We start from the raw sequence: 14,937 nt of genomic DNA, 5'->3' as shown, positions 1-14,937 counted from the left end.
GGGGTCGGCGGTGCTGGTTCAGCGGCTGGCCGGGAACTCCTCGAAGTACGCCTCGACCCGTTCGGCGGTGGCCGGACGGGCCAGCGCGAACCCCTGCCCGTAGTGGCAGCCCGCCCGCCGCGCCCCCGCCACCTGGCGCTCGGACTCCAACTCCCCCGCCACGACCTCCAACCCCAGACGGTCGCCGACGCTGACCACCACGTCGAGTAGTTGGCGCTGCGGGTCGGCGGTCGCCCCGACCAGCTCGGGGCCGACCTTGAGCAGGTCGATCGGGAGCCGGCGGAGCTGGGCCAGCGAGGCGTGCTCGGCGCGGAAGCCGTCCAGCGCGGTGCGGATGCCCAGCGACCGCAGCCCGGCCAACCGGGCCACCACGGTCGGCAGCTCGGCCGCCACCCGCGGCTCCGCCACCTCCACGACCAGCCGATCCAGCGGCACCCCGTACGCGTCCAGCACCGCCGCCGTGCGGGTCACGAAGTCGGGTGAGGTCAACTCGCGGATGGTCACGTTCACCGCCATCCAGACCTGCCGCCCCGAGACGGACCAGGCGGCGAGCTGCCGGCAGGCCCGGTCGAGCACCCAGGCCCCCAGCTCGCCCAGGAGGTCGAGGTCCTCCGCCACCGGCAGCAGCTCGGCGGGCAGCACCGTGCCGAGCACCGGGCTGCGCCAGCGCAGCAGCGCCTCCGCGCCCACCGGCTGGCGGTCGGCGAGGCCGAGCACCGGCTGGTAGACCAGGTCCAGCTCGCCCCGGGCCGCCGCCCCCGGCAGCTCCCGTTCCAGGTCGAGCCGGCGCACGAGCTGTTCCTCCAGATAGGCGTCGTACCACTCGACCCGGTCCCGGCCGAGCTGCACCGCGCGCCGCCGGGCCAGGTCCGCCTGGCGCAGCGCGGCCACCGGGTCGATACCGGCCAACTCGGCGAGCCCGACGCTGACCCGGGCCCGAACCACCGCACCGGCCAGCAGGTAGGGCTCGGCCAGCACCGCGACCAGCCGCACGCCCAGCGCGTAGGCCAGCATCGGACCGGCCGAGGTCACCACCGCCAACGCCTCGTCGGGCAGGCCGAGCACCGCGTCGTCCGGGGCGACGACGGCCCGCACCCGCCGGACCGCCTCCGCCGTCAGGTCGTCCCCCGCCGCAGCGGGTTGCCCGTCCGGGTGCAGGTCGACCACGAGCAACGCCCCGCCGTGCGTCGCCTCCCCCCGCGTACGCACGGCCCGCAGCAACGCCGCCCGGCCGCCGGCCTCGCCGTCGGTGAGCGCGGCGACCAGCGGGACGGCGGCGCCGGGCCCACCCGGTCGGGACGCCAGGGCGGCGGCACAGCTCGCCGTCGGTGCCGCCGGCGCGTCCACCGCCGGTGGCGCCATCGCCGGGACCGCCGCCGGTGGCCCCACCACCGACGGGTTCGCCACCGATGGGTTCGCCACCGCCGGGACCGTCGCGGGCGGTGGTGGTCGGCGGGGCGCACGCAGCAGCTCCCGCAGCACCAGCGGGGGCACCACCGCCAGGGCCAGCACCACCGCCGTCCGGTCCGGGGCGACGCCGGTAAGGACCTGTTGCCCGCCGGCGAGCACCACCGCCGCAGCCGGCACCACCGCCCGCGGCCACACCCGTACCGGCCGGCGGGGCGGATCGACCTGCGCCCGCACCACCCGCCGCACCCCCGCCGCGGTGAGCAGCAACCCGACCACCAGTGGAGGTACGGCCAGCAGCGCGGCCCGGCCGGGAGCCGACCCGGTGGACAGGGCCGCCAGCAGGACCAGCCCGAACAGGGTCAGCGCCGCACCGCCCCGGCAGCGGGCCACCCCTCCGAGCCGGTGCGGGCCGGTCGAGGCGGTCAACGCGACGGTGGCGAGGACGCCGAGCGCCACCGTCACCGGCAGCCGGCCGGACGCGGCGACCCCCGCGTGGGGCAGCAGCAGCCAGGCCGCCAGCACGAGGCACCCGCCCGGTGCCCCGGCCTCGGCGAGGCGGCGCAGCCGGACCCGCGCCGGGGCCGTCGTGGTGGCGCCGGCGGGCCAGTTCGGTGGCCGGGAACTGACGGGCAGCAGGGCCGACCCGGCGGCGAGCAGCACCGCCGCGACACCCAGCCCGACGGCGGCGGCGGTGGACCGGTGCGCCGTCGGCGTGAGCGGCAGCACGGCGGTGGTCAGCCCGGCAGCCACCACCGCCGCCTGGAACAGGGCGGCGGCCCGGCGTGGCCGGACGGCACGCCGCCGGGCGACCCGCCCGCCGGTCGCCGTCGGCGCGGCGTCCACCCCGGCGGCGAGGCGGGACAGCCGCACCCCGGCGAGGGTGGAGCCCGCGGCTCCGGCGAGGGCCACCACGGCGAGCGTGGGCACCGGGCCGGCGGCACCGGCCAGGACCAGCAGCGCCGCCACCGCGAGGACCACGGCCTCCGGGGACGGACGACGGGCGAGGGCTCGGAAGGGGTACGCGACGGGCACGACGGTCGCCTTCGTGAGGGGGCACGGGGGCGGTGCGGCGGTGCATTGGTGCGACGGTGCTCAAGGGCGGCGGTGCGGTGTTGCGGCGGTGCGGTGGTGCGGTGTTGCGGCGGTGTGGTGGGCGCGGGGTCAGTCCGCTGCCCACCCTTCCCGAACGAACGGAGCCGGAACAGGTGACGCCGAGGCGACAGTGACGCTCGTCACTCCCAGGTCTCGGACGCGCGGGCTCCGCCCGACCTGCACACGGCCCGCCCGACCGGGGTCTCCCGGCAGGTGGGATCATCGGAGGGTGAGCCGCTCCGACACCGTCCGTTTCCGCCACAACCAGGCAATCCTGGCGGCGGCGATCGTCGCCACCATCGGCGCCCTGCCCCTGGCCAGCGCCCGCAGCTGGCTGCTGCCGGTGCTGCTCGTCCCGCTGGCGGTCGGCATCTGGGCGTGGCGCGCGGGCACCGACGCCGACGCCCGGGGGCTACGCCTTCGGGCCCTCACCGGCCAGGCCCACCTCGCCTGGGACCAGATCGCCGAGTTCGCCACCGACTCGCGGGGCCGGGCGGTCGCCCGCCTCACCGACGGCCGGCACGTCCCGCTCCCCGCCGTGCGGGGTGCCGACCTGCCCCGGCTGGTCGCCGCCTCCGGGCAGGACCTGACCGACCGGGCCGCCTGACGTCAGTAGCCGTCGACCACGGCGCGCCCGTAGCCGTCGACCCACGTGCGCCCGTAGCCGTCGACCATCACGCGTCAGTAGCCGTCGACCACCGCGTTGATCAGCGCCTCGCCGGCCGCGAACCGCCGCACCTGCTCCCCGACCAGCCGGTAGGCCCGCGGCAGCAGGCCGCGCACCGACCCGGCCACGTGCGGCGTGAGCAGGACGTTGGGCATCGACCACAGCGGATGGTCCGCCGGCAGGGGTTCCGGGTCGGTGACGTCCAGGGCGGCCGAGATCCGCCCCGTCGCCAGCTCGGCGACCAGGGCCGGCGTCCGGGCCACCGGCCCCCGGGCGGCGTTGACCAGCAACGCGCCGTCGCGCATCGCGGCGAGGAACCGCTCGTCCACCATGCCCCGCGTCCGGTCGGTCAGCGGCACCAGCAGCACCACCACGTCGGCCCCGGGCAGCAGCCGGGGCAGCTCGTCGACGCCGCGCACCCCCTCGTCCGGCCGGGCCGTGCGGGCCACCATCGTGAGCTCCACGTCGAACGGCGCGAGCCGGGCGGCGACCGCCGTGCCGATCGAGCCGGCACCCACGATCAGCACCCGCTTGCCGGTCACCTCGTCGGTGGGGGCCACCTCGGCATACGCCCACTCGCGGCGGGCCTGCGCACGGGCCAGGGCGGGAAAGGCCCGCAGCTGGGACAGGATCGCGGTCACCACCCACTCCGCCGTGGCCGGGTCGTGCACCCCACGGGCGTCGCAGAGCGTCACCCCCGGCGGCACCCGGTCGACCCAGGCGTCCGCCCCGGCCGACAACAGCTGCACCACGGCCAGGTCCGGCAGGTCGTCGACGAGGGCCGTGGCGTCCGTCCCGGCCAGGAACGGCGGCACCCAGAAGCGGACGTCGGCCACCGGCGACGGCGGCCGGGCCGGATCGGTCAGCACCTGCACGGTCACCCCCGGCGGCACCTCGCCGAGCAGGGCCACGCCGGTCTCCTGCGGGATCCACACCTTCACGCCCGCTGACGATAGGCCCCCGCCCGGCCGGATGCCGGGCGGGGTGCGCGACGGCACCCGGACGGGTGGGACGACGGGACGGCTCACCGACCGGACGCACTGTCAGACAGAGCGGGTATAACAGGGAGTCGGGGCCAGTCGGCCCCGCCCCGGGCAGACAGGTGACCGATGACCGACGGCTCAGGCACACACGACGCCGCCCCGATCACCGGGCTGGGGGATCCGGATCGACTGCGGTCACTCGCCGAGACCCGGCTCGACGCCGCTCCCGACGAGACCTTCGACCGGTTCGCCCGCCTGGTGGCGGACCTGCTCGACGTGCCGGTGGCGCTGGTCTCCCTCGTCGACGAGGTCCGCCAGTTCTTCCCCGGCGCGGTCGGGCTGGGCGAGCCGTGGGCTGCCTGCCGCGAGACGCCGCTGAGCCACTCGTTCTGTCAGCACGTGGTCGACATCGGGCTCCCCATGGTGCTGCCCGACGCCCGGCTCCACCCGCCGGTCCGGCGCAACCTCGCGATTCCCGAACTGGGCGTGGTCGCGTACGCGGGAATGCCGCTGACCGACCTGGACGGGCGCGTGCTGGGCTCGCTGTGCGCCATCGACAGCCAACCCCGCGCGTGGGCCGCCGCCCAGCTGCGGACGCTGGCCGACCTGGCCGCCGCCTGCTCGTCGGAGTTGCGCCTGCGGATCGCCCTGGCCGTCGCCGAGCAGGCCCGTCAACGTGCCGAGGAGGCCCATGAGCGACTGGCCCTGCTGGCCGGGCTGAGCGAGACACTCGCGGGCACGCTGGACGTCGCCGACACCCTGCGCCGGCTCGGCGAGACGATGGTGCCGCTGCTGGCCGACTGGTGCCTGGTGACGCTGGTCGGTCCCGACGGGGAGCCCCGCGACGTGGCCGCCACCCACCGCGACCCGGCCCTCGCGGCCGACGCGGGGCGGTTCGCCGCGTTGCTGCGCACCCGGCTGGGCCCGGAGTCGGCCACCCGGCGGGTGCTGCGCACCGGAGCGCCCATCCTGGCCGCGTCGGGTGGGATCGACGACGTCCGCCGGGGCACCAACGACCCGCAACTGGCCGTGATCGCCGAGCGGCTCGGTATCGCCTCGCACCTCAGCGTGCCCGTCGTGCTGACCCGCCTCGGTGCCGTGCTCGGCTGCATCACCCTGGTCAACGGCCCCGGCCGGCGGGCGTTCGACGAGGGGGACCTGCTCACCGCCGTCGACGTCGGCCGCCGCGCGGGGCAGGCCGTCGGCAACAGCTGGATGTACGGCGAGCAGCGCCACGTCGCCGAGGTGCTGCAACACAGCATGCTCCCGCAGCTCCCCGCCCCCGGGCGGCTGGAACTGGCCGCCCGCTACCAGCCGGTCGCCGACCGGGTCGCGGTGGGCGGCGACTGGTACGACGCCTTCGTCCAGCCCGACGGCGACCTGATCGCCGCCATCGGGGACGTCGCCGGCCACGACATCGAAGCCGCCGCCCAGATGGGGCAGCTGCGCAACCTCGTCCGGGGCAACGCGTACGGCCGCGCCGACGGCGTCGAGGAGCTGATGATCCACCTCGACGACGCCATCCGGGGGCTGCCGATCCGCACGGCCGCCACCGCCGTGCTGGCCCGGCTGCGGGCCGACGACAGCGGCGGGCAGCAGGTCACCTGGTGCAGCGCCGGGCACCCGCCGCCGCTGGTGCTGCGGGCCGGCGGCCCGGTGGAGGTGCTCGCCGAGGTACGCGAGCCGCTGCTCGGCCTTGCCCGGCCGGTGCCCCGCACGAGCCGGACGACCCGTCTGGGCGTGGGCGACACGCTGCTGCTCTACACCGACGGGCTGGTGGAGCGCCGGGACCGCACGATCGACGAGGGCCTGGCGGAGCTGGTCGACCGGTTGCGCGACGCCCAGGCTCTGCCGCTGGACGAGCTGTGCGAGCTGCTGCTCGACACGAAACAGGGCCGCGAGGACGATGTCGCGCTGCTGGCCGTGCGGGTCCGCTGAGTGGCCCCCGGCCGACCCGGGTCAGCCCCGCGGCTCGCCCGCCGATCCGTCGTGCGCAAACCGTCATGTACGCGGGCTACCCTGGGCCGGGTGAGCGCCCGTCTCCCGTACCCCCGCACCCGCCGCCTGCGGTCGGCCCTCGCGGCGTCCTGCGCGGCGCTGCTGTTGGCCGGATGCAGCTTCGGCGAGCCGCAGCCGGATCCCGCCGGGCAACCGCCCAATCTGCCGACCCCCTCGGCGACCGCCAGCGGCGGCCCCGGCCAGGGGGTCGTCACCACCGTGCTGGCCCAGGGGCTGCGGGTGCCCTGGGGGCTCGACTTCCTGCCCGACGGCGGCGCGCTGGTCACCGAACGCAACAGCGGCCGCATCCTGCGGGTCGGCCCCGAGTCGGGGCCCGACGGGCTGAAGGTCACCGAGGTGCAGACCATCGACGAGGTGGTGGCGGCCGGCGAGGGCGGGCTGATGGGAATCGCCGTCTCCCCGCGTTACGAGCAGGATCAGACGGTCTTCGTCTACTACACGGCGGAACGGGACAACCGGATCGCCCGGCTGCGGCTGGGCGAGCCGCCCACCCCGATCCTGACCGGCATCCCGAAGGCGGGCATCCACAACGGCGGCGGGCTGGGGTTCGGCCCCGACGGGCAGCTGTACGCCAGCACCGGTGACGCCGGCGACACCGACAAGTCGCAGGACGTCAGGAGCCTCGGTGGCAAGATCCTGCGGATCACGGCCGAGGGCAGGCCGGCCCCGGGCAACCCCTTCCCGGACTCCCCGGTCTGGTCGCTGGGCCACCGCAACGTGCAGGGTTTCACCTGGGATCCCGGCAACCGGATGTACGCCGTCGAGTTCGGCCAGAACACCTGGGACGAGATCAACCAGATCACCAAGGGCAGCAACTACGGCTGGCCGGAGGTGGAGGGGCGCGGTGACGACAAGCGGTTCGTCAACCCGATCGTCCAGTGGCGCACGGATGAGGCGTCCTGCTCGGGCCTCGCGGCGGTCGACCGTCTGCTGGTCACCGCGTGCCTGCGCGGCCAACGGCTCTGGCTGGTCGAGCTGACCGACACGGGTACGGTGCTGGGTCAGCCGCGCGACCTGCTGACCGAACGGTACGGGCGGCTGCGCGCGGTGGCCGCCGCGCCGGACGGCTCGCTGTGGGTCGGCACCTCCAACCACGACGGGCGGGGCCGACCGGCGCCCGAGGACGACCGGCTGCTGCGTCTGGTCTTCGCCGACGGCGGTGCCGGTCGGAGCTGACCCGCGTCGGTCAGGTCCGGCAGGGCACACTGCACGGGACAGGTTTGCCAAGATCCTTCTAGGGGCAGGTCAGAAACTCACCATGGATGGCAAGGACAACGAGCAGCGCCACCCCGCGGGCGGGGTCGTCCCGCCGGGCGGTCGTGTCCGTCGTTTCATCGGCCGCCTGCGGACGGTGAGCCGTGGCCGGGCCGCGCGCCGGGTCGGTGTGACGCTGGCCGTGCTGGCGGTCACCGTGGCCGGTGTGGTGGCGGGGGTGTTCGCGGGCGGGTCGGTGAGCACCGACATCGGGCCGTTCCGGGCGGACCTGCGGGTCGCCCCCTCGGCCAGCGGCGGCACCACGATCGACATTCCGCCGTTGGGTGCGCTGCTGCTCGACAGCCATGACGGGCCCACCCACCTGACGGTGGAGCTGGGAGCGCTCGACCAGGGCCGCACCCAGGCGCTGCTGGGCGACCCGGCGAACCTCAACCGGGCCAGCCAGTCGGCCGTCGCGGACGTCCGGGAGGGCGTGTTCCGGCTGGGCCTGCGGACGCTCGGCGCCGCCGTGCTGGCCACCCTCCTGCTGGCGCTGCTGGTCTTCCGGGACACCCGCCGGGCGGCCTGGGCGGGGGCGCTCGCCTTCACGGTCACCGCCGGCAGCCTCGGCACCGCGGTGGCGACGCTGCGACCGCAGGCCATCGAGGAGCCGCGCTACGAGGGGTTGCTGGTCAACGCTCCGGCCATCGTCGGCGACGCCCGCAAGATCGCCAATGACTACACGAAGTACGCGGAGCAGCTCCAGCGCATCGTCGGCAACGTCAGCCAGCTCTACACCACCGTCTCGACGCTGCCGGTCTACGAGCCGGAGCCCGGCACGACCCGGGTGCTGCACGTCTCCGACATGCACCTGAACCCGGCGGGCTGGCAGGTCATCCGCACCGTGGTGCAGCAGTTCGGCATCGACGTGGTCATCGACACCGGAGACATCACCGACTGGGGCAGCGAGCCGGAGGCGTCGTACGTCGGCTCGATCAGCCTGCTGAAGGTGCCGTACGTCTACATCCGGGGCAACCACGACTCCGAGCGGACCGCCGCGGCGGTGGCCCGGCAGCCGAACGCGATCGTGCTGAACGACTCGACCACCACCGTCGCCGGGTTGACCATCGCCGGCATCGGCGACCCCCGCTTCACGCCGGACAAGAGCACCTCACCGGCGACCGGCGGCCTCACCTCCCCCACGGTCAACGACCTGATCACCACCGGCGAGACGCTGTCGGCGACGATCCGCAAGGCGCCCCGCGAGATCGACATCGCGCTGGTGCACGACCCCGCCTCCGCCGGCCCGCTGTCCGGCGCCAGCCCGCTGGTGCTGGCCGGGCACACCCACAAGCGGGTCGTCTCGAAGCTGCCGGCGGTGGCCGGCCAGCAGCCCACCACCCTGATGGTGCAGGGCTCCACCGGCGGGGCGGGGCTGCGCGGGCTGGAGGGCGAGGAGCCCACGCCGCTGTCGATGACCGTGCTCTACTTCGACGAGGAGCGGATGCTCCAGGCCTACGACGACATCACCGTCGGCGGCACCGGCCGGGCCCAGGTGAACCTGGAGCGGAGCGTCATCGAGCAGCCGGCGGAGGGTCCGTCGGCCCCGGTGACCCCCACCCCGACGCGCGGGCCGGCCCTGCCGACGCCGGTCACCCCGACCCCGGGCACCCCGGTCCCCACCGCACCCACCCCCGCCGGCACCGCCGCCGGCCCCACCCCGACCGGCTGACGGCTGGCGTCGGCGGGCGGCTCAGCGCAGGGCGAGGGCCGCGAGGGCGGCGTTGACGATGCTGCCGGGCAGCAGGTCGTGCAGCTCGTACAGGTCGCGGACGCTGCCGGACTGACCGAACTCGTCCACCCCGAGCGGCACCGCCGGGGCACCCACCGCCGATCCCAGCCAGGCCATCGCATGGGACGCCGCGTCGTGCACCGTCACCACCGGCACCCGGTCGGCGAAGGCCGAGCGCAGCGCGCCCGGCACGCTCGGCACAGTCGCGGTGCGGACCCCCTGACGCAGGGTGCGCTGCCAGGCCCGGTAGAGCCGTTCCAGGCTGGTCACGTCCACCACGTGCGCGGCCACGCCCTCCTCGGCCAGCTCCGCCGCCGCGGCGAGCACCTCCGGCAGCACCGCCCCCGAGGCGGCCAACTGCACCACCGGCGCGTCGACCAGATCCGGGTACGCCTGGTGCGCATCCACCAGCCGGTACGCCCCGGCCACCACCTGCCGGCGCAGCACCGCGTCGCCGAGCCGGGCGCGGGCCGCCTCGAACGGCGCCTGGTCGAGCGGGCGGGTGCTGAGCCGGAAGTAGTACGCCCCGTCCTCGGCCGGCGCGGCCGTCGCCGCCGGGGCCGCTCCCTGCGCGATCTGGCCCAGGGCGTCGCAGAGCAGCCAGTCCAGGCTGGCCGCGTACGCGGGTTCGCAGAAGGTCACCCCGGGCAGTTCCAGCCCCACGCTGGCGGTGATGGTGGACTGGTGTGCGCCGCCCTCCGGGGCGAGGGTGATGCCCGACGGGGTACCGGCCACCACGAAGCGGGACCCGGAATAGGTGCCGTACAGGAACGCGTCCAGCCCACGCAGCACGAACGGGTCGTAGACCGTGCCGACCGGCAGCAGCGGTTGACCCGACAGGTCCCAGGCCAGGCCGAGCTGCCCCAGCAGCAGGAACAGGTTCATCTCCGAGATGCCCAGCTCGATGTGCTGCCCCGAGGGGCTCTCCGTCCAGCGCAGCATCCGATCCTCCGACCAGGACCGCTGCGCCGTCGGGGCGAACACACCCGTCTTGTTGATGAAGCCGGCCAGGTTCGTGGACGTCGCCACGTCGGGGGCGGTGGTCACCAGGTAGCGGCCCACCTGCGGGTCGCGGGCCAGCTCGACGAGCACCCGCCCGAAGACCTCCTGGGTGGAGATCGGCTTGTTCGTGCGTACCCTCGTGGTCTCCGGAACGGTGACCCCCAGCGCCCGCTCGCGGGGCGCGCGGGACAGCGCCTCCCGGCGCTCGCCGGCCCGGATGCCGGCCGGGGTGGCCGGGTCGAGCCGATCCCACTCGGTCTCGGCGGTCAGGCCGTGCGCCGCCCGCAGGGCGTCGACCTGCGGTCGGGTCAGCAGCGCCGAGTGGTTGCGCGGATTGCCGGCGATCGGCAGACCCCAACCCTTGACGGTGTACGCGAACACCACACTCGGCCGGTCGGTGACCGCGTCACACTGGGCGTACGCGTCGAGCATCGCCGCCAGGTCGTGCCCGCCCAGGTCGGTGACCAGCGGCCCCAGCTCGTCGTCCGGCACGCTCGCGACGAACGCCGCCACCTCGTCCGGCGCGCCGTCGAGGAACTGCTTGCGCAGGTCGGCACCGGCCAGGCCGAACAGCGACTGGTACTGCTCGTTGGGCATCCGGTCGATCCAGGTACGCAGCACGTCACCGCCCGGCCGGGCGTACGCCTCGGCGAGCCGGCGGCCGTACTTGACCTCCACGACATGCCAGCCGGCGGCCTCGAACTGGCCGCGCCACTGGTCGATGCGGATGCCGGGAACGACCCGGTCCAGCGACTGGCGGTTGAAGTCGACCAACCACATCACGGAGCCCAGACCCGTGGTCGCCGGATCGGCCACGGCCTCCCAGATGTTGCCCTCGTCCAGTTCGGCGTCGCCGATCAGCGCCACGAACCGGGAACGGGGCCGCGCGCCGAAGTGCGCGTCGACGTAGCGCCGGGTGGCGGCGGCGAACAGCGGCGCGGCGGCACCCAGGCCCACGGAGCCCGTCGAGAAGTCGACCTCGTCCGGATCCTTCGTCCGCGACGGGTACGACTGGAGACCGCCCCGGTCGCGCAGCCTCGACAGGTACGACCGGTCCAGCCTGCCCAGCAGGTACTGGATGGCGTGGAACACCGGGGAGGCGTGCGGCTTCACCGCGACCCGGTCCTCGGCGTCGAGGTGCGCGAACCACAGCGCCGTCATCGCGGTGACCAGGGAGGCGCTGGACGCCTGGTGCCCACCGACCTTCACCCCGTCGCCCGTGTCCCGGTCGTGGTTGGCCGCGTCCACGATGCGGGTGGCGAGCCAGAGCACCCGCCGTTGGATCTCGTCGAGGACGTCGAGGTCGTGCTGGTTCACGGTGACTCCATCCGGGCGTCGCCGTTGACGCCCTCCATCGGGGTGCGCGGGGTGTGCGCGTACTCGACGGAAGGCCGCCACCGGATCACGGCGACGGCCTTCCGGCGGGGCTCAGCCCTGGACGCCGAGGCGCTCCAGGATCAGTTCACGGACGGTCTTCGCGTCGGCCTGGCCGCGGGTGGTCTTCATGACCGCGCCGACCAGCGCGCCCGCCGCGGCGACCTTGCCGCTGCGCACCTTGTCGGCGATGGCCGGGTTCGCGGCGATCGCCTCGTCCACGGCGGCGGTCAACGCGCCGGTGTCCGAGACGACCTCCAGGTTGCGGTTGGTCATGATCTCGGTGGGCGAGCCCTCACCGGCCACCACGCCCTCCAGGACGACGCGGGCCAGCTTGTCGTTGAGCTTGCCGGCGTCGACCAGGCCCTGAAGCTCGGCGACCTGCGCCGGGGTGGCCCCGACATCGGCCAGCTCCACGCCGGCTTCGTTGGCCCGGCGGGACAACTCGCCCAGCCACCACTTGCGGGCCGCCGCCGGGGTCGCGCCCGCGGCGATCGTGGCCTCGATCAGCTCCACCGCGCCGGCGTTGAGCACCGACTGCATGTCCTGGTCGGACAGGCCCCAGTCCTGCTGGAGCCGCCGACGGTGCAGCCGGGGCAGCTCCGGCAGGGCGGCCTTCAGCTCCGCCACCCACGCCGGGTCCGGTGCGAGCGGCACCAGATCCGGTTCCGGGAAGTACCGGTAGTCGGTCGCGGTCTCCTTGGACCGCCCCGGCGTGGTGTCGCCCGTGTCCTCGTGGAAGTGCCGGGTCTCCTGGGTGATCCGGCCACCCGCGTCCAGCACCGACGCCTGGCGCAGCATCTCCGAACGCACCGCCCGCTCCACCGAACGCAGCGAGTTGACGTTCTTCGTCTCCGTGCGGGTGCCCCACTCCTGGCCGGGCAGGTTCAGGGAGGTGTTCACGTCGCAGCGCAGCGACCCCTCCTCCATCCGCACGTCGGACACGCCCAGCGACCGGATCACGTCCCGCAGCTCCGCGACGTACGCGCGGGCCACCTCCGGAGCCAGCGCGGCCGTGCCGGGAACCGGCTTGGTGACGATCTCGACCAGCGGGATGCCGGCCCGGTTGTAGTCCACCAGCGACTCCGTCGCACCGTGGATCCGCCCGGTCGCGCCACCCACGTGCAGCGTCTTGCCGGTGTCCTCCTCCAGGTGCACCCGCTCGATGCCGATCCGCACCAGTTCGCCGTTCACCTCGACGTCCAGGTAGCCGTCGACGCAGAGCGGCTCGTCGTACTGGCTGATCTGGAAGTTCTTCGGCATGTCGGGGTAGAAGTAGTTCTTCCGGGCGAACCGGCACCACTGCGCGATGGAGCAGTTCAGCGCCAGGCCGATCCGGATCGTCGCCTCGATGGCCGCCCTGTTGGCCACCGGCAACGAGCCGGGCAGGCCCAGGCAGACCGGGCAGACCCGGGTGTTCGGCTCCCCGCCGAAGTCGGTCGGGCAGCCGCAGAACATCTTGGTGTTCGTGCCCAGCTCGACGTGGGTCTCCAGGCCGATCACCGGCTCGTAGCGCGCGACGACATCCTCGTACGCGGGCAGTGTCGTGGTCATCGGTGCTCCTGCCTCACAGTGCCGGTGGGGTGAACGTGCCGACGGCGCTCTCCAGCGCGGCGGCGACCCGGTACATCCGGTCGTCGGCCATCGTCGGGGCCATGACCTGCAGGCCGACCGGGAGCCCGTCGGACAGCCCGCACGGCACCGAGATGCCCGGCCCGCCGTACAGGTTCGTCGGGATCGTGTAGAGGTCGGCCAGGTACATCTGGTACGGGTCGGCGGTGCGCGCCCCCAGCGGGAACGCCACCGACGGGGTGGTCGGCGAGATCAGCGCGTCGACCCGCTCGAACGCGGCGGTGAAGTCCCGGGTGATCAGCGTGCGGACCTTCTGCGCCTGCCCGTAGTAGGCGTCGTAGTAACCCGACGACAGCGCGTACGTGCCGATCATGATGCGCCGCTTCACCTCGGGGCCGAAGCCGGCCTCCCGGGTCATCGACATGACCTCCTCCAGCGACCGGTTGCCGTCGTCGCCGACCCGCAGGCCGAACCGGACGCCGTCGAACCGGGCCAGGTTGGAGGAACACTCACTCGGGGCGATCAGGTAGTAGGCCGGCAGGGCGTAGGTGAAGTTCGGGCAGGACACCTCGACGATCTCCGCACCCAGCTTGGCCAGCGCGTCCACCGACTCGCGGAACGCGGCCAGGACGCCCGGCTCGGCGCCCTCACCGGTGAACTCGGTGACGATGCCGAGCCGAACGCCCGTCAGGTCACCGGTCGCGCCGAGCTTCGCGGCGGCCACCACGCCCGGCACCGGAGCCGGGATCGACGTGGAGTCACGCGGGTCGTGGCCGCCGATCACCTCGTGCAGCAGGGCGGCGTCCAGCACCGTCCGGGCACACGGGCCGGGAGTGTCCAGCGAGGACGAGAACGCCACCAGGCCGTAGCGGGAGGTGCCGCCGTAGGTGGGCTTCGCGCCGACCGTGCCGGTGACCGCGCCGGGCTGGCGGATCGAGCCGCCCGTGTCGGAGCCGATGGCCAGCGGGGCCTCGTACGCGGCCAGGGCCGCCGCGCTGCCGCCCCCGGAGCCGCCCGGGATGCGGTCGGTGTCCCACGGGTTACGGCTCGGCCCGTACGCCGAGTACTCCGTGGAGGAGCCCATCGCGAACTCGTCCATGTTCGTCTTGCCGAGCATCACCGTGCCGGCCTCGCGCAGCCGCCGCACGATCGTCGAGTCGTACGGTGGGCGCCAGCCCTCCAGGATCCTCGACCCGACGGTGGTCGGCACGCCCTTCGTGGTGAGCACGTCCTTCACGGCCACCGGCACGCCGGCCAGGGGGCCGAGCGGCTCGCCGGCGGAGCGGCGGGCGTCGACCGCGCGGGCGGCGGCCAGCGCGCCGTCGGTGTCGACGTGCAGGAACGCGTGCACCCGGTCGTCGACCTCGGCGATCCGGTCGAGGTGGGCCCGGGTGACCTCCACGGCGGAGGTCTCTCCCGCCGCCACCAGCGCGGCGATCTCGACGGCGGTGAGCCTGGTCAGGTCAGTCACGATGCCACATCCTCGTCCAGGATCCGCGGGACGCGGAACCGCTGCTGCTCGGCGTCGGGTGCGCCCGACAGGGCCTCCTCGGGGGCGAGGCCGGGCACCACGACGTCGTCCCGCAGGACGTTGGTCAGCGGCACGGAGTGCGAGGTCGGCGGGATGTCCGCGGCGGTGACCTCGCCGACCTGGGCGACCGCCTGGAGGATCACGTCGAGCTGGCCGGCGAAGGTGTCGAGTTCCTCCTCCGTCACGGCGAGCCGCGACAGTCGCGCGAGGTGCGCGACCTCCTCGCGGGAGATGGCGGCCATCGGTGCCCCCTTCGTCGGCTGTCCTGTTCTGGGTGGGCCGGCCGCGGCCGGTGGAGCGT

At 74.6% G+C, this 14,937-nt stretch carries 10 protein-coding genes; 4 read left to right on the top strand and 6 right to left on the bottom strand.

The window, feature by feature from the left end:
* Nucleotides 1-18: 18 nt before the first annotated feature.
* Nucleotides 19-2,442, bottom strand: coding sequence for a bifunctional diguanylate cyclase/phosphodiesterase (locus GA0070616_RS19220; RefSeq protein WP_091084732.1), 2,424 nt, complete (start codon nucleotides 2,440-2,442; stop codon nucleotides 19-21).
* Nucleotides 2,443-2,731: 289 nt separating this feature from the next.
* Here GA0070616_RS19220 and GA0070616_RS19215 point away from each other — a divergent pair, with 289 nt between their 5' ends.
* Nucleotides 2,732-3,109, top strand: coding sequence for a PH domain-containing protein (locus GA0070616_RS19215; protein WP_091084729.1), 378 nt, complete (start codon nucleotides 2,732-2,734; stop codon nucleotides 3,107-3,109).
* Nucleotides 3,110-3,183: 74 nt separating this feature from the next.
* Here GA0070616_RS19215 and GA0070616_RS19210 read toward each other — a convergent pair whose 3' ends face one another.
* A complete protein-coding gene (locus GA0070616_RS19210; RefSeq protein ID WP_091084724.1) occupies nucleotides 3,184-4,110 on the bottom strand; it encodes a 2-hydroxyacid dehydrogenase in 927 nt (308 codons plus the stop codon).
* A gap of 168 nt (nucleotides 4,111-4,278) precedes the next feature.
* Here GA0070616_RS19210 and GA0070616_RS19205 point away from each other — a divergent pair, with 168 nt between their 5' ends.
* The 3 genes from GA0070616_RS19205 (at nucleotide 4,279) to GA0070616_RS19195 (ending at nucleotide 9,097) form a co-directional block, all read left to right on the top strand.
* Complete coding sequence (locus GA0070616_RS19205; RefSeq protein ID WP_091084721.1) at nucleotides 4,279-6,090, top strand: GAF domain-containing SpoIIE family protein phosphatase; 1,812 nt, start codon at nucleotides 4,279-4,281, stop codon at nucleotides 6,088-6,090.
* Between the two features lie 90 nt (nucleotides 6,091-6,180).
* Nucleotides 6,181-7,347 (top strand): PQQ-dependent sugar dehydrogenase, encoded by a 1,167-nt coding sequence (locus GA0070616_RS19200; RefSeq protein ID WP_091084717.1) that lies wholly within the window; start codon nucleotides 6,181-6,183, stop codon nucleotides 7,345-7,347.
* Between the two features lie 82 nt (nucleotides 7,348-7,429).
* Complete coding sequence (locus GA0070616_RS19195; protein ID WP_091084714.1) at nucleotides 7,430-9,097, top strand: metallophosphoesterase family protein; 1,668 nt, start codon at nucleotides 7,430-7,432, stop codon at nucleotides 9,095-9,097.
* A 21-nt stretch (nucleotides 9,098-9,118) separates the two neighbouring features.
* Here the strand turns inward: GA0070616_RS19195 and GA0070616_RS19190 are convergent, their stop codons facing one another.
* The 4 genes from GA0070616_RS19190 to gatC form a co-directional block, all read right to left on the bottom strand.
* On the bottom strand, nucleotides 9,119-11,476 hold the full coding sequence (locus GA0070616_RS19190) for a transketolase-like TK C-terminal-containing protein (RefSeq protein WP_091084712.1): 2,358 nt from the start codon (nucleotides 11,474-11,476) through the stop codon (nucleotides 9,119-9,121).
* A 111-nt stretch (nucleotides 11,477-11,587) separates the two neighbouring features.
* Nucleotides 11,588-13,087 carry an Asp-tRNA(Asn)/Glu-tRNA(Gln) amidotransferase subunit GatB gene (gatB, locus tag GA0070616_RS19185; protein ID WP_091084709.1) on the bottom strand — a complete coding sequence of 500 codons (1,500 nt, stop codon included), beginning with the start codon at nucleotides 13,085-13,087 and terminating at the stop codon, nucleotides 11,588-11,590.
* 13 nt (nucleotides 13,088-13,100) lie between these two features.
* Nucleotides 13,101-14,576 carry an Asp-tRNA(Asn)/Glu-tRNA(Gln) amidotransferase subunit GatA gene (gatA, locus tag GA0070616_RS19180; RefSeq protein ID WP_091084705.1) on the bottom strand — a complete coding sequence of 492 codons (1,476 nt, stop codon included), beginning with the start codon at nucleotides 14,574-14,576 and terminating at the stop codon, nucleotides 13,101-13,103.
* Nucleotides 14,573-14,878 (bottom strand): Asp-tRNA(Asn)/Glu-tRNA(Gln) amidotransferase subunit GatC, encoded by a 306-nt coding sequence (gene gatC / locus GA0070616_RS19175; RefSeq protein ID WP_091084700.1) that lies wholly within the window; start codon nucleotides 14,876-14,878, stop codon nucleotides 14,573-14,575. Before gatC ends, gatA begins: the two co-directional genes overlap by 4 nt.
* Nucleotides 14,879-14,937: the final 59 nt, after the last annotated feature.

Source organism: Micromonospora nigra (assembly GCF_900091585.1).
GTDB lineage: Bacteria > Actinomycetota > Actinomycetes > Mycobacteriales > Micromonosporaceae > Micromonospora > Micromonospora nigra.
This window is presented reverse-complemented; position numbering and strand designations above follow the sequence as displayed.

What these genes read in the sequence shown, in the direction of transcription:
- GA0070616_RS19205 (WP_091084721.1), top strand. Translation starts at nt 4,279, where the DNA reads ATGACCGACGGCTCAGGCACACACGACGCCGCCCCGATCACCGGGCTG.
- GA0070616_RS19195 (WP_091084714.1), top strand. Translation starts at nt 7,430, where the DNA reads ATGGATGGCAAGGACAACGAGCAGCGCCACCCCGCGGGCGGGGTCGTC.
- gatB (WP_091084709.1), bottom strand. Translation starts at nt 13,087, where the DNA reads ATGACCACGACACTGCCCGCGTACGAGGATGTCGTCGCGCGCTACGAG.
- gatC (WP_091084700.1), bottom strand. Translation starts at nt 14,878, where the DNA reads ATGGCCGCCATCTCCCGCGAGGAGGTCGCGCACCTCGCGCGACTGTCG.